We start from the raw sequence: 23283 nt of genomic DNA, 5'->3' as shown, positions 1-23283 counted from the left end.
CTAACCTAACCGTGAGGGGCGGCCAAGGAAGTAACCTTGTAAGTAATCCACTCCCATATCTTCACTGATGCGACAAACCGTCTGGTTATGGACAAACTCAGCCACGGTTTTCGCATTCAGTACCTGACACAGTTTCACCAGCTGTTCAGCAATTCGGCGCTGCTTGATGTCCTGATCAATATTGCGGATCAAGCTGCCATCAAGCTTAATCACTTGCGGCTCCAGCTTCACAATCTCATCTATATTGGAATAGCCACTGCCAAAGTCATCGACGATGATGGTCGCACCGAGTGAGCGAAAGTGATTACACACTTCGATCATACGCCCGTAGTCTTTGATTTGCTCACTTTCCAGCACTTCCAAACCCACGCGAGAAGGATCAGCCATCGATTTTATCGCAGCCTCCAAGTGCTGTAAGGTACGCTCACTCATCAAATCCTGCGGAGAAAGATTGATGGAAAAAGCCTCCGGACGATGACGCATCATAGTAAAGGTATGGCTAATCATCTGACGGCTTAAGCGGGTATACAGGTGTGTATCGGTGATGATGGGCAGAAAGTGGCCGGGAAGAATAATTTCACCTTCATCTTCAATCCGCACCAAACATTCATACGAAGCCACCACGTGGCTGCGCGCCTCGCAAATCGGTTGCGCATACACCACCACATCATCACGCAGAACCGCTCGGCTCACACGCGATAACCAGTTCAGACGATCCTGACGCACGGTTTCTTGTGATTTGAGCCGAGCAGCATTACAGAAATGACGATTGTTCTTGAAGGCGTTGCGCCGCGCTTCGATGGCTCGCAGTAACAAATCATCCGGCGTGTGTTCAGAAAAATCATTCTGACTCACTAAGCCAGCACATAGGGAAATTGACAGATAATCGACGTTCGGCAGTCCCCACGGTTCGAAGTTAACGTGTTCCAGCTGCTCAACAAACTGAGAGAAATGACTGTGAATGATTTGCTCGTCAACTTGAGAACAAAAGACAGTCGCCCACTCCCCAACACCGATAGCGTACAACACACTGCGACTAGCCAGTTGTTGGTCGAGATACGATTGAAATTGATCGCTTAAATCGCGCAGCAACTTATCGCCAACCGGGTAGCCATACTTTTCATTAATCTGATTGAAGTTGGTGACTTTAATCGCAATAAGATGTTCATGCTCGGCAAACTGCTGTAGGCGCTCACGCAACACAACCCGATTAGGTAAGCCTGTACGACGATCGCGACGGTAACTCGCGGTGAGCAATGAGGTTTGTGCTCGGATCTGCTGCGCCAAGTTATCGGTCATGATGTCGAGGTCGTGAAAAGCGTGACGGATCAAATTGAACAATGGAGAGGTCATCCCTACCGGATAATTCGGTAGCGGTGCCAGTTCAAGGTCGCGCAATTCTCCCTCGCGCAATGCCAGAAACGTCATGCTATGGTGCATCACCTGCTGCTGCCCCTGCACATGCAGCAATTCCCCCCAACAGTAACAACCATCGGTAGGAGCCACTGCCTGAAATGGTTTCAACTCATGATTCTCGTTCATGAAATTTAGGCGTAGCGCGCAGTTAAACACCCATACCTGTTGGCATTGTTTAGCTTGCAGTTGCTGCGCTTTAAGGTAAACCTTTTCCAGCGTGAGTGACGGATGGTCAAAACAAAAGCGCACTTCATCTTGCACCGCCAGCAGCCGATCAAAATGCAACCCACCTTGCACATCTAAGCTCAGTGGCAGGAAAACATCTTGCTGGCGGCATTCGCCCTTCATTAAGGGGAAGCTGATCAACCACTCGTGACAGTGATCTGGCTGCGCCCCAAGATTGCGCTCATACACCACTTCAATCGGCTCATCATCAAGACTCAGGACTCGGTTTCCCTCCACTGCAGTCACGCGATAAGTTCGCCCAACAGGTTGCCACTCGGTGTATCCACCGATGTCCACAAACAAGCCCTCACCATGCAACGCGACCGCGACGCTCGCCTGCTGGTAGCAAGCATCATCCAGCAGTACCCAACGCCCAGTAGCGGTTTGTTTCGCCGCACCACCAGCAACCGGCACTGCCGTGCCATGCTCCGTGTGTAACGTAAATCGTGGGGCTTGTAAGGTATCCATTTGCTCAGAGAAACAGACCACCGCCTTGGAAGATTCATTCAGTTCCAAGCGGCGAGCCAGATGCTGACCATCCGCAATACAGTCGTCGCTATAAGTGACCACCGCTCGACTAAGATACGTCTGTTCAAAAACCGTTACCTGCAGCAAAGTGGTGTGATAATGGATCTCGCCTTGAAAGATCACCTCTTCGGTACTGCAACCGAGCAAACAAGCCTGTGGATATTGAGCACGAACACATTCGGCGAGCACCAAAACTTGCTCAGCACTCAGTGGCGAAAAGATTTGGACAAGAACCGACTGTCCATAAGGAAGATCCAGAGTCTCAAGCACCGCCCGTGCGGATGCTAAATCAGAGATGAGACGAGATGCCGTAAACATAAAGAGCTGATAAGTCAGTGAAATGTTTAAGCATTATGCAACGCAAACCTTACCGCAGACCATACTCAATATTTAAGCAATGTAATTTTTGTGACTCGAAAATATGCACTCAGTTAACTATGAGCAACAACTGAGATAAGCGATGAATCTCTACATCTGGCAGTACGCTCGCTTTAGCTAGCCGACGAATACTCTGCCCTTGATCGTTAAACCAACAGGCTTGAAAACCATTTTGCCGCGCCCCTAGCACATCGGTTTGTAAATGGTCACCCACATGCAGGATTGAACGGGGCTCAAGCTCAAGCTGCTGTGCTGCTTTCGCAAAGAGTTCTGGATAAGGTTTGGCTCGTCCATCTGGACCTGCGCGCAGTACCGATTGGAAATAACCACTTAAACCGATTTTCTCCACCTGCACATTGCCGTTGGTGATCGCCACCAGCGGCACCTTAGTGGCCAATTCAGCCAAAACTCGATGAGTTTCCGCTGGCACATTCACTTGATTGCGCCAATACATGACTTCGGCCAGAGTCTCACGCGCAGCTTGCTCCGCCTGAGGTTGGGCATACCCCAACTGCATTAAACCCAGCTTTACCTGCAAATAACGCCACTCACTCACATCATGGCACTGGTCAGGGAAAGCCTGCGCCACCTCGCGCTTAAGTGCTTGCCACCACGCCATAGGTCGCGTGGCCGCCAATGGATGATGGGTCAATAACCACTCAGTGGCCTTGGCTTCCACTTGTGCGATCACCGGATGGTTATCATAAAGTGTATCGTCCAAATCAAACGTGATCGCCTGAATCGGAGCCAGTGAGCGATAAAACAGCATGCTTAGTCCTTGTTCTTTTTACGAGCGCGAGGGTGTGCTTGATCATACACCTGAGCCAGATGCTGGAAATCGAGGTGAGTATAGATTTGCGTGGTAGCAATATTTTCATGGCCGAGCAATTCTTGCACCGCGCGCAGATTATTACTCGATTCCAACATGTGCGTAGCGAAAGAGTGACGCAGTTTATGCGGGCTAATATGGCTCGCGACCGCTTGCTTTTGCCCCCATTCAGCCATGCGTTTTTGCACGCTGCGGTGTGAAATGCGCGTACCGAGTTTGGAAACAAACAGCGCCGTTTCGTCACTATTAGCCAACTGACTGCGCAGTTTGAGCCACTTCCCTACCCATTCTTGCGCCTGTCCAGCAAACCACACTTTGCGCTCTTTGTTGCCTTTACCGATGACGCGGATTTCCCCGTCACGCAGATTGACGTCTTTCACATCGATCGACACCAATTCTGCCAATCGCAAACCTGAGCCATACATCAGCTCCATGATCGCACGGTCGCGAATGGAAAGTGGATCATCATCGGTCACTTCCAGCAGTTGCGCCATTTCATCAACATCAAGATTTTTCGGCAGCGGACGCTGCTTGCGGGGAGCAGAAACGCCTTTTGCGGGATTGGCCTGCAACTCACCACGCAAAATCAGAAAGTCGAGGAAGCTGCGCAGTGACGATAGTCGAGTCGCAATGCTACTGGCTTTCATCCCTTTTCGCTTACCTAGAACCACCAATTGCCGCACCCAACCAGCATCAAGTTGTGACCAGCTAGCCAATCCCATCTGCGCTAAATAGCGCGCCATGGTTTCTAACTGCTGTTTGTAATTACGCTGTGTATAGAGACTCAACCCTTTTTCACTGTGCAGATACGTGTAAAAACGCTCTAGTGGCTGGGCTAACCCATTAGGAAGCGGGGTGAGTTCTTCGTTCTTCATCGTGTGCTGCCCAAGGTAACGTCTCGATCAGATGTGTTAAGACTAACGCCAAGTGACGTAAAAACAAGGTATCCATACTCGGTTGAAAGTGGCCGCCATCTTCACTGGCAAAAGCCAAAATACCCAATGGGATCTGACGAGATAATGGCAGCACAACGTATGAGCCCATTTCTGGCGCAGGCCTATCGCCAAGCAAACGTTGGCGATCCGCTTGCCGTAAACGGCCTAAATAGGCTGGCTTGCCATTAAAGTGGTTGGTCGCAAAGCGCTGCCAATCCTCACTGGCTAAACCATATTTCTCATCATGTCGCTGCAACAGGCGCACATAAGCACGTAAATTCAACTCACGCGCTTTCGCTTCAATGGCATGCAGTACCGCTTGCAGAGACGAGCATTTGAGGATCTGCTCCTGCAAATCCATAAACTCATGGAAAGTGCGATCGTTATTCGCAGCGAGTGACATCAAACCGGTGATCTCTTCTTCGAGATCTTCGATACGCTGACGCTGGCGAGCTAACTGTACGTGTGCCAGCGATACAGCTCCCGTTTGGGTCGGTAAAGCCAGTCGCTCAACCAAATAGGCGTGATGCTGGAAAAAGTCGGGGTGTTCATAAAGATACTCTGCCACCACTTGGGCGGTCAGAGCATCTGCCGTTACCTGAGACAAAATTGAACCTCAATTAGCAAGAGATTTGGCCATCGTAGATATGGGTCGCAGGACCAGTCATATAGAGTGGTTTACCCGGGCCTTGCCAGCTGATTTCCAACTCACCACCGGGTAAATGCACGCGTACCTGCTCATCCAGTAGTCCTTGTAAAATCCCAACCGCGACCGCGCCACATGCGCCACTACCACAGGCTTGAGTTTCACCCGCACCGCGTTCATACACGCGCAGATTGATCTCTTCACGGCTCACTACCTGCATAAAACCGGCGTTGACGCGTTCAGGGAAACGTTCGTGAGATTCCAGAAGCGGCCCTAAGGTTTCTACCGCTGCCGTGCGAATATCTTCCACCACAGTCACCACATGCGGGTTGCCCATACTCACTGCGCCGCAAAACAGAGTGTGTTCACCGACACGCAAGATATAGGTTTTCTCACTCTGCTTGGCGCGGAATGGGATCTTGCTCGGTTCAAATTCCGGCACACCCATGTTCACCGTGATCAGATCTTCCTCTTCCACGTTGAGCACCATCTTGCCTTTTTTAGTGCTGACGTTGATGGTGTATTTGTTGGTTAAGCCCTTCATGCGCACAAAGCGGGCAAAACAGCGTGCACCATTGCCACACTGCTCCACTTCGCTACCATCGGCATTAAAAATTCGGTAGTGGAAATCGGATTCAGGATCGTAAGGCGCTTCAACCACCAACAGCTGATCAAAGCCCACTCCAGTATGACGATCCGCCAAACGACGGATCAATTCCGGAGAGAAGAAGACGTTTTGGGTAACGCAGTCAACGACCATAAAGTCGTTACCCAAGCCGTGCATTTTAGAAAAATGGAAATGCATAGAAGATAACTTTACTCTGGTAAAACTGATTCCAACGCCCACAGACTGCTGAGTTCTTCTCGTTGACGCACCAAGTAGGTTTTATTGCCATCAACCATCACTTCAGCAACGCGGGGGCGAGTATTGTAATTTGAAGACATGGTAAAACCATACGCACCAGAAGAGCGCACCGCCAGCAAATCGCCTTCTTCCAGTACTAAGTCGCGATCTTTGCCTAAGAAGTCACTGGTCTCACACACCGGCCCCACCAAATCATAGGTTTGCGCTTCGCCTTGGCGTGGACGCAGTGGAATGATGTCTTGCCACGCTTGGTACAACGCAGGGCGGATCAAATCATTCATCGCCGCATCAATAATTGCGAAGTTTTTGTGTTCCGTGTGTTTGAGAAACTCAACCTTAGTCACCAGCACACCTGCGTTAGCCGCAATCGCGCGTCCCGGCTCAAAAATCAGTTCTAAATCACGGTGGCGCTCAAGGCGATCCAATAAAGCTTTCGCATATTCAGAAGGCTGTGGGGGTAATTCATCACGGTAAACTACGCCCAAACCACCACCAACGTCCAAGTGACGAATATGAATACCTTGCGCTTTCAGAGAATCAATCAGCGCCAGTAAACGGTCAGTCGCATCAATAAATGGAGCCAGCGCGGTGAGCTGCGAGCCGATATGACAGTCAATGCCATGCACGTCAAGGTTCGGCAAGCTGTGCGCAAGGCGATACACTTCTGCAGCGCGGTCAAAGGTGATGCCAAATTTGTTATCACGCAAACCCGTTGAGATGTAAGGGTGAGTTTTGGCATCCACATCTGGATTGATGCGCAGTGAAATCGGCGCTTTGACACCTAATTCTGCCGCGACTTTATTCAAGCGATGCAGTTCAGGCTCTGACTCCACGTTAAAGCATTTGATCTTCAATTGCAGCGCACGTTTCATCTCAGCTTCAGTTTTACCGACGCCAGAAAACACTACTTTACTCGGATCACCGCCCGCCGCCAGTACACGTTCCAATTCACCGACCGAAACGATATCAAAACCAGAACCTAAGCGAGCTAACGTATTCAATACGCCAAGGTTAGAGTTGGCTTTCACGGCATAACAAATCAGATGCGGGTAATCCCCCACTGACTTATCAAACGCATGCCAATGGCGCTCAAGCGTGGCTCTTGAATAAATATAAAGAGGTGTACCGTACTGGTTTGCCAAATCGGCTAGTGGAACTTGCTCAGCCCATAGCTGGCCATCATCCTGATAATTGAAGTAATCCAAAATGCTTTCCCTTTTGTTCTTAGTCGCGTGATTTACTGACTTTGCTCGCTTTGTTTTGCGTCATCAGGCATATAAAGTGGCCCAGTTTGCCCACATCCCGCCAGCGCGAGCATGGACAACAAAAACAGTGCAGTGAATTTCTTTTTCATTTTGCATATCGTGCTTATTGAATCAATGCCCCCTATAATCGCACCACGATTAGGAAAAGCAATAGGATAGATAGGATGAACGAAACTGAATTTCATCAACTCGTCGACAGCCAGCTAGAGCGTATAGAAGCGGCGATTGATGAGGCCGGTGCCGATATCGACTACGAAACCTCAGGCAATGTGATGACCTTAGAGTTTGATGATCGCAGCCAAATCATCATTAACCGCCAAGAACCAATGCGTGAAATTTGGTTAGCCTCAAAATCAGGCGGCTACCATTTCAAGTGGATTGATGGCGAGTGGATCTGCTCCAAAACTGGGCTTGAACTGCTCACCTTGCTGAAACAAGAGTGCGATAAACACGCCGATGAGCCGATCGATTGGGTTTAAGTTGGCGCACTTATCATGCAATAAAAAAGAGCACATCAGTGCTCTTTTTTATTGTGAATTGTTCAGCAAACCTAAAGCTTCGCTGATTTAGGCATTGACTACTTGTGAAGGTTTGGAATACACAGCGCTGTCGTTACGGTACGGCACCACATACGTTTCCCCCTCTTCTGGATGAATAATTTGATAATACTGCGGTAGGTTGAAGTTGATGCTTTTCGCGCCGAGTTTACTGCTATCATCCAACATCGAAGTGTAGAAGCTGTTGACGCTGGCAATCATTTCATCTTTTTCGCCATTGAACTGGTGATACACCTCAATGCGGTTGGCTTCATCCAACACATAGATGTTGAAGCCTTTCTCGGTGTCTTCAAAGAAAAACTGCACCAAGCCCTCGCTGGCAAAACTATCCACCACGGCAGGTAAAGGATAATCTTCATCACGATCCAACATCAACAAAGGGGAACCTTTGAGCTTATTGGTCGAAATGCTGCGATAAAAATCGACCGAGTTTTCCAATTTTTGAACCGAAACACCACGACGCTCGAAGAACAATCCATACATTTGGTCGGCCATGCGCAGTGCTTTAAAACGACGGCGCTTCTCTTGCTCCATCGGCTTGAGACGTAAATCAATGCACTCGGCCAGCAGCTGGTAGACCAAGTTACGCATCACACCACGCAAGTTTTTGCTGTAGCAGAACACATCGACCGATTCCGGAGGCAACGCGTCCTGATGCATTTTCCCCAGAACCGTTTTCAAGGCATCGAGCATCGCCGTCTGGCCTTCAAAATGCAGAGTGCGCACTTCTTGCCACGAGTTGCGATACACCAAATCGACACTGCCGACTAAACATTTTTGTTCTGCGCCGAAGCTGAAAATATCGATGTTTTTCAGATCCACCTTCAGCGCTTTACCACTGAGTTCACTGGTTGGGTCATGTTCAAAGTTGATAAACATGGCGAGCTGGCTAATTTCACAAGGATTAGCCAGTGCTTGCATGGTGGGACGACGCTTACGCAGCGAAAAGGTATTACGCAGATCGCTGACCATTTGGTAGAACTTGTCGATATCCAACTGAGCTTCACGCACCACGGCGTGCAAACGCGTGGATTCGGTGATCAGGCCATTAAAAAACGCCCAAGCCACCAACTTACTCAAGTATTCGTTATGCTCAAGATACGGTTGACCAATCAAGCGCTGCGCCTGTAATGGCTGCTTATAGAGATACCAACCGGGCTTATTAGTGCGTCCAGCACAAACCTCAATAAAACTTAAATCGGGCTCATGCAAATCAGGCGAAATCTGCGGGTTCAGCAAAGTGACTTTCCCCGGCAGCACCTCAAACGCGGCATAGAGCTTACGTGCCAGAATCGAGATATCTTGCGGGCTGATCGCCGACGTGATGTCATTACGGCGCGCAAACTGAATCAAGTTGCGGTAGCTGAGCATCAGCGCATCAAGCAGTGCGTGGTGCACTACCTTCACTTGCTCGACTTTCCAGTGACGACGGTTATCGAGCTCTGCAATCAAGTCTGCATCCCATTGCCACTCACTGGTGAGCTCACGCAAAGCCTCACGACGCCATGGCATCGAACCGATCCCAGGATCTCGCGACAGTTTCTCATGGGTTTTGAGGTAGAAACAGCGGCGCACTAAATCAAGGCGCGTAGTATCACCAATCCGCACTAAGTAGCGTGTCACTTTTTCTAGCATTTGATAGTAAGAGTCCATCCCATACAGGTCTGGCTCATCGGCAAAGAAGCGTCGTTTGCTATCAATACTCAACAGTTGAGTGTGTGGGTACTCCCACGAATAGGCTTCGAGCAGGATCGCTTTTAATACCGACTTATAAGGCGAGTCGATACTTTTATACAGCTGCCACAAATTCGCACCGAAATATTCTTCAGCAGGAATGCGGTTCAACTTACCAAAATCGATCCATTCATTGCAGTTCAAATAGCCATTTGAACAGAGCTCGTGAACATATTCGTCGTAGCACTCTTCCATTTCTGGTGGCACGATTTGCCACAGCAGTCGCTTGCCCGCTAGGCGCACCGCAGAGCGATAAAATTCATCCAACAGCAACAAATGCTGCGATGAACCACAGTTTTCACCGCTTAACGCTTCGGAATGGTTATGACGGAAACGCTCTTCATCCATGATGAAGAAGTTGGCTTCCACGCCCTGACTTTTCGCCCAATCGGTGATCAGTAGGCATTTACTGGAGAGATTCTCGCGCGCTTCACAACTCATGTGAGCAGAGACACAGACCCAAATATCCAGATCGCTCGATGTACTTTGACCGATCGATGAGGTACTCCCCATCGTATACAGACCCAAAATCTCAGGATTCACTGATTGAGTTAACGATTTGCCGATAGTCAATTGGGCATCATCGATAAACTGCTGTTGGATCTCATTAGCGGAAAAGAGATGAATACCGAAAGGGGTATCTGCAGAAAAATAACCGGGGATCAGGGGATGATTAAATTGGAATAGTGCGGGAATTAAATGAAAAACACGTTGGCTTTGCAAATCCATAAGAGCCAGCGCACGTTCAATACGTTGCCGGTTTAGCTTATCAAGTCGATGGATTAAGGTCTGAGTATAAGCCTGCAAGGTTGCTTCCCTGAATAACAGATACAAGCCGCTTTTTGATTATGTTTTACGCGACCATGCCAACAAAACGTGATCAATTTAACACTTCTTAACCATTTGGTAAAGCGCTCTTGGAAGCACATCACACCAAGTTGGCACTTCTCCGCAAACGATCACCTAAATGATTACAGTGTTGTTGCTAAATTGTACTTTGTAATCATAGACAAATGAATAAATGCGAAGCTAATCACACAATTCCATCCTGATGCCGCATTCTTCGATACGAAACCATCCGTAACTGAACTAGTTGTAAGTATTTTTATCCCCAAGTGATAGGATTAGACGACTTTAGACAGATGGATAGGAACATCATAATGACCGAGACGCCAATTCGCATTGCAACCCGCCAGAGTCCACTGGCTTTATGGCAAGCTAACTATGTTAAGGATGCCTTAATGGCCGCCCACCCAGGCTTGCAAGTGGAGTTGGTCACTATGGTGACGCGTGGTGATGTGATTTTGGATACCCCACTGGCTAAAGTGGGTGGCAAGGGCTTATTCGTCAAAGAGTTGGAAGTCGCCATGCTCGAAGGTCGTGCCGATTTAGCCGTACACTCCATGAAAGATGTGCCGGTTGATTTTCCTGAAGGTCTTGGCTTAGTCACCATCTGCGAGCGTGAAGATCCTCGCGATGCATTTGTTTCTAATACCTACGCCAAAATTGATGATCTCCCTTCAGGCGCAGTTGTCGGTACTTGCAGCCTGCGTCGCCAATGCCAATTAAAAGCAGCGCGTCCTGATCTAGTCATCAAAGAGTTGCGCGGCAACGTGGGAACCAGATTAAGCAAACTAGATGCTGGCGAATACGATGCGATCATTTTGGCCGCCGCCGGTCTAAAACGACTGGGGCTTGAGAGCCGCATTCGTAACTTCATCGAACCCGAACAATCACTACCTGCGGTTGGCCAAGGTGCAGTGGGCATTGAGTGTCGTTTGGATGACCAACGAGTGCGTGAACTGCTTGTGCCACTCAACCATACCGACACCGCGGATCGCGTGCGCTGTGAACGTGCGATGAACCTGACTCTGCAAGGTGGCTGTCAGGTGCCGATTGGCAGTTATGCATTACTTGATGGTGATGAGATTTGGCTACGCGCTCTGGTGGGTGAACCTGATGGTTCGCAAATCGTTCGTGGTGAAATCCGCGGCCCACGTTCTGAAGCAGAACAGCTAGGCATTACACTGGCTGAGCAGCTGCTTGAGCAAGGCGCCAAAGAAATTCTGGAACGTCTCTATTGTGAACACGAATAAAGACGAGCATGAATAAGCCGCAAGATAGTTCATCACATCTGTAACCGATTGAGGGTGCTATGACAGTACTGGTCACTCGTCCCGATGTACAAGGCATTGAACTGTGCCAACTTCTTCATCAGCAGGGCATCACTGCCCTGCATCATCCTCTGATCACTATCTCTGCCAGTCCTCAACTCCCTGAGCTGGCAGAAGATTTAGCTTCATTCGACATCATCATCGCCGTTAGCCAGCATGCTGTGACTTTCAGTGACCAATTTCTGCAACATCGACGAATTTGTTGGCCAAATAGCGCTATTTACCTTGCCGTTGGTCAAAAAACCGCGCATGTTTTCAGCAAAGCCTGCCAACAATCAGTAGACTATCCAGAGATTAGCGATAGTGAACACCTGCTGGCACTAGAGGCATTACGCCATGTCGCAGGTAAGAAGATATTGATATTACGGGGCAATGGTGGCCGTGAGCTGATTTATTCCACCTTAGTGGAAAGAGGCGCAACGGTACGCTATCAAGAAGCGTATTGCCGAAGTGAGCTGCCTTTTTCTGCCACTGAGTGTGTTCCTAAATGGCAACACGCCGGGGTCAGCTCACTGGTGATCACCAGCAGCGAACAGTTAGCTTTTTTCGTTAGCCAGTTAAATGGCAGCAATTTGGAATGGGTACAGCACCTCACTCTGCTGGTTCCAAGCCAACGCATTGCCGAACTCGCCCATAACCTAGGATTTCATCGGATTGTGACTACGCCAAGTGCAGCCAATCGCGATTTAGTGGTGGCATTAATGCCCTAACCAACAGGAACTCTGAGCAATGACCAACAACAATAAACCGCAACAAGAACCTGAAACCGCAGCCAAAACCAGCGTGCCCTCGCCCACTGTTACTTCATCTACCGAGCACGAATCAAAAGTCGATGCCTCCGTTCAACCAGAACCCGCGGCAGCTAAAGTTTCTAACGAGCCTCAACCGCAAGCTCCAGTTCAAACTCCCAATAATCAGGGCAAAAAACTGGCTAGTGTCGCCTTGCTACTGGCTTTAGCACTCGGTGCTGGTTTTGCTTATGTTCATCAGCAACAGAAAGCCCAATTTAATGCGCAACTACAAGCGGTACGTGCCGAACTGAATCAAACCCGCGAAGCACTCAATGCGCAGCTAGAACAAACTGTATCCAAAGCGACATCACAAGCCACTGAAATTACCCACCGCGCAGAAACCGTACTGGAACAACAGCAAAAAAGTATTGAGAGTTTGCAGCTCGCGGTGGCTGACATTAAAGGTCGCCGCCCGAATGATTGGCTCCTCGCGGAAGCTGATTATTTGGTGAAGCTCGCAGGACGTAAACTGTTTCTTGAGCATGATGCGGAAACCGCAACCCAATTGATGGAAAGAGCCGATCAGCGCATTGCTGCGCTCAACGACCCCAGCCTAACACCGCTGCGTAAAGCCATGGCGAATGACATTACGGCGCTTAAAAATATCCCACTGGTTGATCGTGATGGTTTAGTGCTGCGTCTGATCAGCTTACAACAACAAGTCGACAGCTTACCGCTGGCCAATGCGATCTTGCCAGAAGCTCAACCACAGGAAACCCAAGCGGTATCCGAGAATATTAATGATTGGCAAACCAACCTGAAAAACTCACTCAAGGCCTTTGCCGATAACTTCATTACTTTCCGTTCTCGTGATGGGAATGTGATCCCTCTGCTCTCCCCAACTCAGCATTTTTATTTGAAAGAGAACCTGCAAGCCAAATTAGAAACAGCGATCAAAGGGGTGTACACCGAACAACAGACCCTTTATGTCACTTCACTGACTACCGCTGAACAGTGGTCAGCCTCTTTCTTTAATAGTGGAGACAAGGCCGTGCAAGCGTTTAATGCTGAGTTAGCTTTGCTCGCAAAACAACAGATACAGGTTAACTATCCCGTGAAACTGCAAACTCAGCAGCAGTTAGCCGATGTAATCACCGAGCGTTTGCGCCGCAGTGTTTCTCCTATCACTACGGAGGCGCAGCAATGATTCGACTGATTTTCTTATTTGTCGTCCTCGGCCTTGGCCTGTTTGTAGGTACTCAATATGCAGGCCAACAAGGTTATGTGCTGATCTCAATTGCCAATCGCACTATCGAAATGAGCGTGACTACGCTAGTGATCTTTATCATCGCTGCGTTAGCCGCGCTGTTCGCACTTGAGTTTGTGATCAAAAAAATCCTCTACACCAGTTTTCATACTTGGAACTGGTTCAGTGTGCGTAAGCTACGCCGCTCACGCCGCTATACCAATGAAGGAATCATCAAACTGCTTGAAGGTGATTGGAAACAAGCCGAGAAAAAAGTTACTCGCTGGGCCAATCATCACGATATGCCGCTGCTCTGTTATCTCGTCGCATCGGAAGCAGCGAATGGAATGGGTGATCGAGCGAAGCGCGATCACTACTTAGCGCTGGCGGCGAAGCAGGACAACGCCACTTTAGCGGTTGAACTGACTCGTGCGAAGCAGCAACTGAGCGATGGCGATAATGAAGCCGCATTGAACACCTTAACTCAACTGCAAAACAGCCATCCAAACAATACTGTGGTACTGAACTTGCTTAAACAGTGCTACCAAGCCCTAGGCCAATGGCAGCCACTCTTGGAACTGCTGCCCAAACTGGTGAAGGCCAAACGTTTGACCAATGAAGAAGCACAGCAGCTTGAGCTCACCGCCCAACGTGGCATTTTACAAAGCATTGCTAGCCAAAAAGGCAGTGAAGGATTGGTTCAGCACTGGGCACAAATGTCGCGTAAGTTAAAAGCCGAGCCAGAACTGTTGATGTGTTTTCTTACTCAACTCATTCAGCGCAAAGCCGATTATGAAGCGTTTTCGGTGATCAAAGAGAGTTTGAAGAAACAGCCGACCGCTGAGCTTTATGCCCTGTTGCCAGAGCTCAATATCACTGATCGCCATCCACTGATCGCTTTGCTGGAAGATGCACTGCGCCGCGATAGTAATAATGCGGAAGCACACAGCGCACTAGGCCAACTTTATCTGCGCGAAAAGCATTGGGCCGATGCACAGAAACATCTCGAAAAAGCGCTGTCGCTGCGCTCAAGTGTCTCAGACTACGCCTATCTAGCGGATGCATTAGAAAAGCAAAACTTCACGCGTGCGGCGCATGATGTTTCTCGTAAAGCGCTCTCTTTGCTGGAATCGCCTTCCGTTCAGTCATCCTGAAACGACATAGCATAAGAAACAACAAGGCCACCGCATGCGGTGGCCTTTCACTATCAGTCAAATTTAAATGACTCGTGAGAACTGCTGCTGACGCGCCCGCTCACGCAGGTATTTATCAAAACACATACAGATGTTGCGAATTAACAAACGACCACGCAGAGTCACTTCAATCATCTTTTCATCCACCGTCACCAACTCATCGTCAATAAAGGTTTGTAGCAGAGCTAAATCCTGACGGAAGTAGTGGTTGAAACGCAGATTGAACTCGCGCTCAATCTCGGTTTTATCAAGCTTGAAGTTACAAATAAGCTGCTTAATCACTTCACGGCGCAGCAAATCATCTTTATCGAGCGCCACCCCCTTCCACAGTGCATGACGCATCTCATTGACTTGCGCATAGTATTTTTTCAGCTCTTTCTGGTTTTGCGCGTACGCATCGCCCACCATAGAAATCGCGGAAACCCCAAAGCCAACTAAGTCACACTCACCTTGGGTGGTGTAGCCTTGGAAGTTACGATGCAAAATACCGTTACGTTGAGCAACAGCCAACTCATCATCCGGCAAGGCAAAGTGATCCATACCGATGAACTGATAACCCGCGCCAGTCAGAGTGGCAATCGTCTGCTGTAAAATCGCCAGTTTTTCTTCTGCGGCAGGTAAATCCGCATCTTTAATTTTGCGCTGTGCCGCGAACAGTTGTGGCATGTGCGCGTAGTTAAACACCGACAAACGCCCCGGCTGCATGGTCAGCACTTGTTGCAAAGTCTGAGCAAAAGTTTCTGCAGTCTGCTTAGGTAAACCGTAAATCAGATCGAGGTTGGTCGAACGGAAACCAAGCTGTTTTGCACGCTCAACCAAAGCAAAAATAAACTGCTCATCCTGTTCACGATTAACCAGCTTCTGAACTTCTTTATTGAAATCTTGCACGCCAATGCTGACTCGGTTAAAGCCTTCTTGGCGCAGGTGATCAAGCACCTCTAACTGAATTTCACGCGGATCGATTTCAATACTGATTTCAGCGTCATCCGCAAAATCGAATTCACTGCGTAGCAGCGTCATCAAACGGCTGATCTGTGCATTGGTCAGGAAAGTGGGAGTGCCACCGCCAAAGTGCAGCTGAGTAACATTTCGTCCCGTCAGCAATGATGCGCGTTGGCGAATTTCATGCTCAAGCACATCAAGATATTCGTCAGCTTTGTGCGAGTGACGAGTGATGACCTTGTTACAGCCACAGTAGTAGCAAAGCTTATGGCAAAACGGGATATGGATATAAAGCGATAGCGGGCGCTCTGGGTACTGAGTACAAGCCATATCAAAGTCAGCGATGGTAAAGGCTTCATGAAACTCAACCGCAGTCGGGTATGAAGTGTAACGCGGACCGGAGTAGTTGTACTTATCCAGAATAGCCTGATCCCATACGATCTGTTGGCTGGGTACGACATACGACGACATAGTGAAACTTTCCGTTTTGCTCAATTCTTGACAGGCTATTCTGCCACACGACATTGGCAGACGTCGGGCAGCAGAACAGGATTTGGCAACAAAATATTCGATTCTGCTAGCGTGATCACTCCCCCTTTCGGGTTAGTTTCACACCATCTGAATCGCAATTTGATTATTCAGAGGCTGGATGCGCTGCTTGAGTGCAGTGAGCTCTTCAATGATCGCATCTTGCAGACGACTTTCTGCTTTGGTGCGTTCAAGATTCTGCTTCATTCGCTCTTGCTTCGGTAGCTGCTGACGCGCGTCACCGCGCGCCATGTCTTTCACCAGATGATAAAGCTCACTGATCGCGGGATACTCTTGTTCAAAATTGACGCGTTGTTCACCTTGCACATAATCCATAATGCAATAAACACGGATACTGATTTCCGACAGATCGCACTGCCCTTGAATACCCGCCATGCAAAGGATATTGACGCTATCAAAGATGTTCGCATTACGCTTTTCAATCGCTAACTGTTGATGTTGCAACTGCAGCGTTTGCTGTTTTTTCACTTGCCACAGCAAATAAGCAGCGTAACTGGCGAGCGCCACGATAATGGCACCACCCACGCTGGCGAGTAGCATCCCGTTCATCACTGCTCCTTAATCTTGATACTTATCGACATCCAGCTGTTCAAACTCAGAGAGCAAATCGTCTTCTGTTTTGCGCTTTTTGCTCAGTTTAGCTTGTGGTGCAGGCTCTTCCACTGGCTCATCGTCCAACAGACCCAGTTGATCCATCAGCATTTCGATGCGATCTAATTTCTCATCAACGTATTTCTGCAAGCCAATACCTAGCTTCTCACCGTTGTCGAGTCTATCTAGCAATACGTTCAGTTGTGCATCTTTTTCCAGCATCGCCAGTTCTTGCTCAGCCGCCAGTTTACGCTCTTGTTTATTGAGCTTCTTCGGCGCTTCAACAATCAATGGAATTGGCTTTTTGCTGCCCAAACGCGGATCACGCTTCTGCGTCCCTTGGCGCACTTGGCTTTCGCTACCTTCAGAGTGACGGCTGCCTGACTTTAAACCTTTACGTTTTTTCAGTTTTTTACGCAGACGGCTTTCCACTTCGGATTCGCTGCGTGTACGTACCACGACCAGTTGATCGTTACTGTTGGTACCCGGTTTTCTCGATTTCTTTGAGCGACTCATTACTGGGGTTTCCTCAGTAAAATTACATCATTACCAATAAATTCAAGTTCGAGCTTATCCCGCTCAGCCAGATACTGAAACGTGGCACGACTGAAAAAGATCACGTGAGTGAGATCATTTTTGTAGTGCCAACCAGCAAATGCGTCCAAGTCTTTGACCATTTTTGTCATCAGACCAATCCAGCCGCCTGGCTTAACTAAATTTAACCATTGCTGCCACACTCGGTGAGGATCATGTAGATGCTCAATCACCTCGGTCGCAGTCATAAAATCGTATTGGCGGTTCAACACCTCAGTATCCGGATGATAGAAGATATCGTACAACGCCACGGTGTGTCCCGCTTCTTCTAACATCAGTGATAAGGTGGGACCAGGCCCACAGCCAAAATCTAACCCTTGAGATTGGGGAGGCAGTCTCTCAAGCATAGGCGAACAGACTCGCGATAAAAAGCGTCGATAGCCTTCATCACTAGGAATGTTCTGATGCAAGTCATAGAAGCCTTTTTCTCGCTCCGCACTTAAGCGTTGCTCAGGATCGACATACACCAGCGCACACTGCTGACATTGAAAATAGCGACGATGCTTATCTACAAAATACGCTTGGCTGTTTTCACTGTGACATAACGGGCACGAATGCATGCTGACCTCCTCCAACGGGATGCGCAACATACCAGAAACTGCCCTTAGAGTGGAGTGTAAAAGGCGATTTTCTCATCAGCCTAAACAAAAAACGTAGAATTATTCGATGTAGTAAATCATAAAGAGACAGGCAGGTATAAAAAGCAACAGCCCTAGTAAGGTCACTAGGGCTGCTTGATGTTCTTTTGCTCGTATTGCCTGATTAATGCAGGCCACCTACGTATTTTGACAAGATATCGATATCCGTATCCGTCAATTTATGTGCCACATCACGCATCATCTCGTTCATATCGTTAGCACGAGTACCTGAACGGAATTTCTCTAGCTGTGCTTTGACATAGTCAGCATGCTGGCCTGATATTTTCGGGAAGCCGGACAACTCTGTACCGTCACCACGGGGGCCATGACACGCCACACAAGCGGTCAAACCACGCGAAGCATCACCGGCGGTATACAAAACCTTACCTTGTGCCACGACATCTTCAGGGGTGGTATTCGCAGCCGTAGGTAATGAGGAGAAATACGCAGCCAAATCAGCGATGTCGTCATCGCTCAGTGGCATTGCCATAGCACTCATTACCGGATCGTAACGACCTTGTTTTCCACCGCTAGCAGCACCTAGTTTCAGTTCCTTGAGTTGCTTTTCAAGGTACTTCTCATGTTGCCCTGCGAGTTTAGGGTAAATAGTTAATTGGCTGTTACCGTCTGCACCGTGGCAGGCAGCACAGGTTAGAGATTTGGCTTTACCAGCTTCGATACTACCTTGGGCCCATACAGAGCAGCTGGCTAAAACACTCAAGATTAGCGCTAATTTCTTCATGACATTCCATTTATAATTATCAAGCTTCCAGTACCACTCTGGGGTACCACTCATGGTACAATAGGCGACCTTATGCCGAGCACGGTTATTTTACACAATTTCACAAAAAAGTAATCAATCGACTACACAAAGTCGAGATGGAGTTAACACAGTGAGCGTAAAAATTCATTACCAGAACACGCATTTCATTACCAGTGCGCCTGATATTCGCCATCTTCCTGAAGATGAAGGTATCGAAATTGCGTTCGCAGGACGCTCTAACGCTGGTAAGTCAAGTTCCCTTAATCGCCTGACCAACCAGAAAAACCTGGCCAAAACCAGTAAGACTCCGGGTCGTACTCAGTTGATTAACCTTTTTAAAGTAGCAGAGGGTTGCCATATCGTCGATTTACCGGGGTATGGCTTTGCTCAAGTACCGCTGGAAATGAAACTAAAGTGGCAAAGAGCACTCGGTGAATATTTACAAAAACGCCAAAGCTTAAAGGGTTTGGTGGTATTGATGGATATCCGCCACCCGATGAAAGATCTTGATCAGCAGTTGATCATTTGGGCGGTGGAGTGTGGCATTCCAGTACAAGTGATGCTGACTAAAGCGGATAAACTGAAAAGCGGAGCCCGCAAAGCACAAGTTTTGAAAGTGCGTGAAGACGCTAAACAGTTTGGTGGCGATGTCGCGGTAGATGCGTTTTCTTCACTGAGCGGCATTGGTGTCGATACACTACGCGCGAAGTTGGATCAATGGTATGCCCCAATGTTGGCAGCGCTTGCAGAGCAAGCAGAGGGAGAGCAACCCGAAGAGTCTGCTGGCCAATAATCTCAGCATTTTTCCATGATAAACCTCGCATTAGCGGGGTTTTTTATTGTGGCTAATTGTGGCTAAGTTGAAACCAATTAAGAGCTGAATAGAAAAAACAAAATCCCCACCATCCTGGTGGGGCAACGGGAGAGAAATCGGTTGTTATTGTTATGTCGCCAAGCATTCCGCAAAGCCACACAGATTTCAAGTCAGCACTCAACCCACCTAAAATTATACTCTTTACTGAGCGATCCCACGCACTGCAATGGTTCTCGTTAATTATGGTTGAATATAAATAGCTGAGAACACACTTAGTTTCCTTCCAGAAATAATAAAAGTGTGAATGAAGTTTAATTACAGAATGGTGTCTTTTTGATTATTTTCGCCAACAAGATTCGTACGAAACATAACCCAAAAATGAAAAGAAGAAACTCATCAAAGCGGATGGCAAACTTGAATAGCGCCCAATAAAAAACGCCCCAGTCAAATGGTGACTGGGGCGGCTGAATCAGCCTAATCCAATAACGTGAAACAAAAGGTCTGAAAGATAGAACATCTTACCTCTGTACCCTACGTCGTTTAATGTACAACAATTGGTCAGAATTGAAAATATTTTTTGTAGTTTTTTTTCATTAAACTTTCATTAAGCAACATAAACATCTGAACCAGGTAAACTTTTTTCAGCCATAAAAAAAGCCAGCGAACGTGTGCTGGCTCATAAAACACTCGATTATCGATAAAAAAATCAACTAATGGGCTTGTTCCCAGTTATCGCCATGTCCTGCATCCGCGACTAATGGAACCGCAAGCTCTGCGGCCGACTCCATCAATTCTTGTACTTTACTTTCAATTTCGGATAAAGATGACTCTTCAACTTCAAAGACTAGTTCATCGTGTACTTGCATGAGCAATTTGACACGACCATCGCCTTCTCGCTCAATCCACTCATCGACCAGCAGCATCGCTTTTTTGATGATGTCTGCTGCTGTACCTTGCATTGGAGCGTTGATCGCGGCTCGCTCCGCCGCTTTACGGCGCATTCCATTACGCGAAGCAATTTCAGGCAGATGTAAGCGACGACCAAAAATGGTTTCCACGTACCCCAGTTCTGCCGCGCGACTGCGCGTGTCTTCCATGTACTGCATGACACCTGGATAACGTTCGAAGTATTTATCCATGTACTCTTGTGCTTCACCACGCGGAATGCCGAGCTGTTTTGCCAAACCAAACGCACTCATGCCGTAAATCAAACCAAAGTTGACCGCTTTAGCACGACGACGCTGCTCACTGCTGACTTGCTCAATCGACACACCAATAATTTCTGCTGCCGTTGCGGCGTGAATGTCTTTCCCTTCACGGAAGGCATCGAGTAACGCCTGATCACCCGACAAATGCGCCATGATGCGCAGCTCGATTTGCGAGTAGTCGACGGCCATGATTTTCCAACCATGCGGTGCAACAAACGCTTGGCGAATGCGGCGTCCTTCCTCATTACGCACAGGGATGTTCTGTAAGTTAGGATCCGTCGATGAAAGACGTCCCGTAGCCGTGACAGCTTGATGGTAAGAAGTATGTACACGCCCTGTATTGGGGTTAATCATTTTGGGCAGCTTATCGGTATAGGTCGACTTGAGTTTGGCCAGACCACGATACTCAATCAGCACTTTCGGCAGTGGGTAATCCAAAGCCAACTCTTGCAACACTTCTTCATTGGTGGAAGGGGTACCTGATGGCGTTTTTTGCAACACAGGCAGTTTCATTTGCTCAAACAAAATGGTTTGCAGTTGCTTCGGTGAGCTGAGGTTGAATGGCTGACCCGCCAGTTCATACGCCTTTTTTTCCAACTCATCGAGACGTAGCGCAATTTCCTGTGATTGAGCACTGAGCAACATGTCGTCAATCATGACACCAGTGCGTTCAATGCGTGACAGCACAGGAACGAGCGGCATTTCAATTTCGCGATACACTTGTTCCAGCTTGCTGTCTTGCTCAATCAGCGGGCTGATGCGCTGATGTAAACGCAACGTCACATCCGCATCTTCTGCGGCGTATTGTGCCGCTTCTTCTAAAGCGATTTGGTTAAAGGTGAGCTGGTTCTTACCCTTACCTGCCACTTGTTCAAACGAGATACAGCTATGCTGTAAAAAGCGCAACGCTAAACTATCCATATCATGTTTGCCGCCTACGCTGTTATACACGTAGGATTGCAGCATGGTGTCGTGGCGAATGCCACGCAACTCAACGCCATAACGCGCCATCACGCTCGCATCGTATTTGAGGCTCTGGCCGACTTTGGCTTTGTTTTCATCTTCAAGCAGAGGTTTAAGCTGAGCGATCACCCAAGCACGATCCAACTGCTGCGGCGCATCCAGATAATCGTGCGCAACTGGCAGATAAGCCGCTTCACCTTCGGCAACGGCAAACGACATCCCCACCAAATTGGCGACCATGTAATCAAGGTTGTCGGTTTCGGTATCAAAGGCAAACAGTTCAGCTTGCTGTAATTTTTCCAACCACAGATTGAAATCTTGCTCGTTAAGGATTGTCTGATACTGGCTGCGATCGATCTGTGCCGCAGGGCTTTCAGGAATCGCTGCGGCATGACTTGCGGCATTGTTTGCTGCGTTTGATGCAGTCACTGAAGACGCTTTCGCTTGCTCGTCCGCAGTCACAATTCCAGTACCACCATCGAGTAATTCTGTCAGCCAAGATTTGAAGGCTAATTTCCCGTATAGCGCCATCAAGGCGTCGCGATCGGGAGTCTGCTTCAGCAGTGTTTGTGGTGACTCTTCCAACTCCACATCGCATTTAATTGTAGCGAGTTGGTAAGAGAGATTGGCATTGTCACGGTTCTCTTCCAGCTTTTGCGCCATGGTTTTTGAACCACGGAAACCTAAAGCAGCGATTTTATCTAAATTGGCGTATAGATCGTCCAAACCACCAATACCTTGCAGGAGCGCTGTCGCGGTTTTCTCACCCACACCCGGTACGCCCGGAATGTTATCCACTTTATCGCCCATCAAGGCAAGATAGTCGATGATCAGCTCAGGTGGAATGCCGAACTTTTCAATCACACCTTCACGATCCAGCACCACATTGGTCATGGTATTAATCAGGGTAATATTGTCATCCACCAACTGTGCCATGTCCTTATCACCGGTGCTGATCAATACCGGCATACCCGCTTGTGAGGCTTGCCGCGCCAATGTTCCAATCACGTCATCCGCCTCAACCCCTTCAATCGCCAGCAGCGGCAATCCCATCGCACGGATAACTTGATGCAGTGGCTCAACCTGGCAACGCAGATCATCGGGCATTGGTGGACGATTTGCCTTGTATTGGTCGTACATCTCATCACGGAAGGTTTTTCCCTTCGCATCAAAAATTACCGCGATACGATCGGAAGCAAACTGACGCATCATGCTGCGCACCATATTTACCACACCATAGATGGCGTTTGTCGGGATCTCGCCATTACTCATGGTGCCTGGGTAAGCATGAAATGCGCGATAGAGATAAGAGGAGCCGTCGATCAAGATCAGCGGATTGTCAGGTATACGAGCCATAAAAGGATTATCCAAACGTGAGTTAATAAGCCTAGGATGCCATGAGTACTGCTTGGATTCTACGTTGTTCCCCGTTTTGATCCACTCTGGGGATATTCTATTGACTTGTGGATTGACCCTTTCTGTGGATAAGTCTGTTTATA

General features: G+C 48.4%; 20 protein-coding genes. 6 read left to right on the top strand and 14 right to left on the bottom strand.

The features are described from left to right. The 7 genes from EPB59_RS12930 to lptM all read right to left on the bottom strand — a co-directional run bounded on the left by EPB59_RS12930 (position 1) and on the right by lptM (position 7176). Positions 1-2487, bottom strand: coding sequence for a bifunctional diguanylate cyclase/phosphodiesterase (locus EPB59_RS12930; RefSeq protein WP_154173096.1), 2487 nt, complete (start codon positions 2485-2487; stop codon positions 1-3). A gap of 109 nt (positions 2488-2596) precedes the next feature. Further along, a complete protein-coding gene (gene yigB, locus EPB59_RS12925; protein ID WP_154173094.1) occupies positions 2597-3316 on the bottom strand; it encodes a 5-amino-6-(5-phospho-D-ribitylamino)uracil phosphatase YigB in 720 nt (239 codons plus the stop codon). A gap of 2 nt (positions 3317-3318) precedes the next feature. Continuing rightward, positions 3319-4251, bottom strand: a complete 933-nt coding sequence (gene xerC / locus EPB59_RS12920) for a tyrosine recombinase XerC (RefSeq protein ID WP_055052234.1) — start codon at positions 4249-4251, stop codon at positions 3319-3321. Beyond that, positions 4220-4918: a DUF484 family protein gene (locus EPB59_RS12915; protein WP_055052233.1), complete on the bottom strand. Its 699-nt coding sequence runs from the start codon at positions 4916-4918 to the stop codon at positions 4220-4222. The genes xerC and EPB59_RS12915 overlap by 32 nt, the downstream gene beginning before the upstream one ends. Before the next feature lie 13 nt (positions 4919-4931). Continuing rightward, a complete protein-coding gene (gene dapF, locus EPB59_RS12910; protein WP_000545412.1) occupies positions 4932-5762 on the bottom strand; it encodes a diaminopimelate epimerase in 831 nt (276 codons plus the stop codon). A gap of 11 nt (positions 5763-5773) precedes the next feature. Beyond that, on the bottom strand, positions 5774-7027 hold the full coding sequence (lysA, locus tag EPB59_RS12905) for a diaminopimelate decarboxylase (protein ID WP_000384380.1): 1254 nt from the start codon (positions 7025-7027) through the stop codon (positions 5774-5776). Between the two features lie 32 nt (positions 7028-7059). Beyond that, a complete protein-coding gene (gene lptM, locus EPB59_RS19030; protein ID WP_000726425.1) occupies positions 7060-7176 on the bottom strand; it encodes an LPS translocon maturation chaperone LptM in 117 nt (38 codons plus the stop codon). Positions 7177-7251: 75 nt separating this feature from the next. Here lptM and cyaY point away from each other — a divergent pair, with 75 nt between their 5' ends. After that, positions 7252-7566, top strand: coding sequence for an iron donor protein CyaY (gene cyaY, locus EPB59_RS12895; protein WP_055052231.1), 315 nt, complete (start codon positions 7252-7254; stop codon positions 7564-7566). A gap of 87 nt (positions 7567-7653) precedes the next feature. Here the strand turns inward: cyaY and EPB59_RS12890 are convergent, their stop codons facing one another. Beyond that, on the bottom strand, positions 7654-10185 hold the full coding sequence (locus tag EPB59_RS12890) for a class I adenylate cyclase (RefSeq protein WP_154173092.1): 2532 nt from the start codon (positions 10183-10185) through the stop codon (positions 7654-7656). A gap of 353 nt (positions 10186-10538) precedes the next feature. On the opposite strand from EPB59_RS12890, the gene hemC reads away from it, so the two are divergent. Genes hemC through EPB59_RS12870 form a run of 4 tightly spaced genes read left to right on the top strand, consistent with a single transcriptional unit; the run spans position 10539 to position 14683 of the window. After that, positions 10539-11474, top strand: coding sequence for a hydroxymethylbilane synthase (hemC, locus tag EPB59_RS12885; protein WP_154173090.1), 936 nt, complete (start codon positions 10539-10541; stop codon positions 11472-11474). A 59-nt stretch (positions 11475-11533) separates the two neighbouring features. Beyond that, on the top strand, positions 11534-12262 hold the full coding sequence (locus EPB59_RS12880) for a uroporphyrinogen-III synthase (RefSeq protein WP_148541456.1): 729 nt from the start codon (positions 11534-11536) through the stop codon (positions 12260-12262). 19 nt (positions 12263-12281) lie between these two features. Continuing rightward, positions 12282-13490 carry a uroporphyrinogen-III C-methyltransferase gene (locus EPB59_RS12875; RefSeq protein ID WP_154173088.1) on the top strand — a complete coding sequence of 403 codons (1209 nt, stop codon included), beginning with the start codon at positions 12282-12284 and terminating at the stop codon, positions 13488-13490. Further along, complete coding sequence (locus tag EPB59_RS12870) at positions 13487-14683, top strand: heme biosynthesis protein HemY (RefSeq protein WP_154173086.1); 1197 nt, start codon at positions 13487-13489, stop codon at positions 14681-14683. Before EPB59_RS12875 ends, EPB59_RS12870 begins: the two co-directional genes overlap by 4 nt. A gap of 63 nt (positions 14684-14746) precedes the next feature. Here the strand turns inward: EPB59_RS12870 and hemN are convergent, their stop codons facing one another. The 5 genes from hemN to EPB59_RS12845 all read right to left on the bottom strand — a co-directional run bounded on the left by hemN (position 14747) and on the right by EPB59_RS12845 (position 18778). Then, on the bottom strand, positions 14747-16135 hold the full coding sequence (gene hemN / locus EPB59_RS12865; RefSeq protein WP_000100656.1) for an oxygen-independent coproporphyrinogen III oxidase: 1389 nt from the start codon (positions 16133-16135) through the stop codon (positions 14747-14749). A gap of 138 nt (positions 16136-16273) precedes the next feature. Further along, positions 16274-16762, bottom strand: a complete 489-nt coding sequence (locus tag EPB59_RS12860) for a DUF2489 domain-containing protein (RefSeq protein WP_001013984.1) — start codon at positions 16760-16762, stop codon at positions 16274-16276. Positions 16763-16771: 9 nt separating this feature from the next. After that, complete coding sequence (gene yihI / locus EPB59_RS12855; RefSeq protein ID WP_154173084.1) at positions 16772-17320, bottom strand: Der GTPase-activating protein YihI; 549 nt, start codon at positions 17318-17320, stop codon at positions 16772-16774. Beyond that, entirely contained in the window at positions 17320-17958 is a 639-nt protein-coding gene (locus tag EPB59_RS12850) for a class I SAM-dependent methyltransferase (RefSeq protein WP_195707011.1), read from the bottom strand. Before EPB59_RS12850 ends, yihI begins: the two co-directional genes overlap by 1 nt. Positions 17959-18160: 202 nt before the next feature. Further along, the gene (locus EPB59_RS12845) at positions 18161-18778 is read right to left on the bottom strand and encodes a c-type cytochrome (RefSeq protein ID WP_055052117.1); all 618 of its coding nucleotides are present in this window, start codon (positions 18776-18778) and stop codon (positions 18161-18163) included. Positions 18779-18929: 151 nt separating this feature from the next. On the opposite strand from EPB59_RS12845, the gene yihA reads away from it, so the two are divergent. Then, on the top strand, positions 18930-19592 hold the full coding sequence (yihA, locus tag EPB59_RS12840) for a ribosome biogenesis GTP-binding protein YihA/YsxC (protein WP_055052116.1): 663 nt from the start codon (positions 18930-18932) through the stop codon (positions 19590-19592). A gap of 731 nt (positions 19593-20323) precedes the next feature. Here yihA and polA read toward each other — a convergent pair. Further along, entirely contained in the window at positions 20324-23140 is a 2817-nt protein-coding gene (gene polA / locus EPB59_RS12835) for a DNA polymerase I (RefSeq protein ID WP_154173080.1), read from the bottom strand. Positions 23141-23283: the final 143 nt, after the last annotated feature.

The sequence above is a fragment of the Vibrio metoecus genome (assembly GCF_009665255.1).
GTDB lineage: Bacteria > Pseudomonadota > Gammaproteobacteria > Enterobacterales > Vibrionaceae > Vibrio > Vibrio metoecus_B.
The sequence above is the reverse complement of the archived record's forward strand: the minus strand, read 5'-3'. Positions and strand labels throughout refer to the sequence as shown.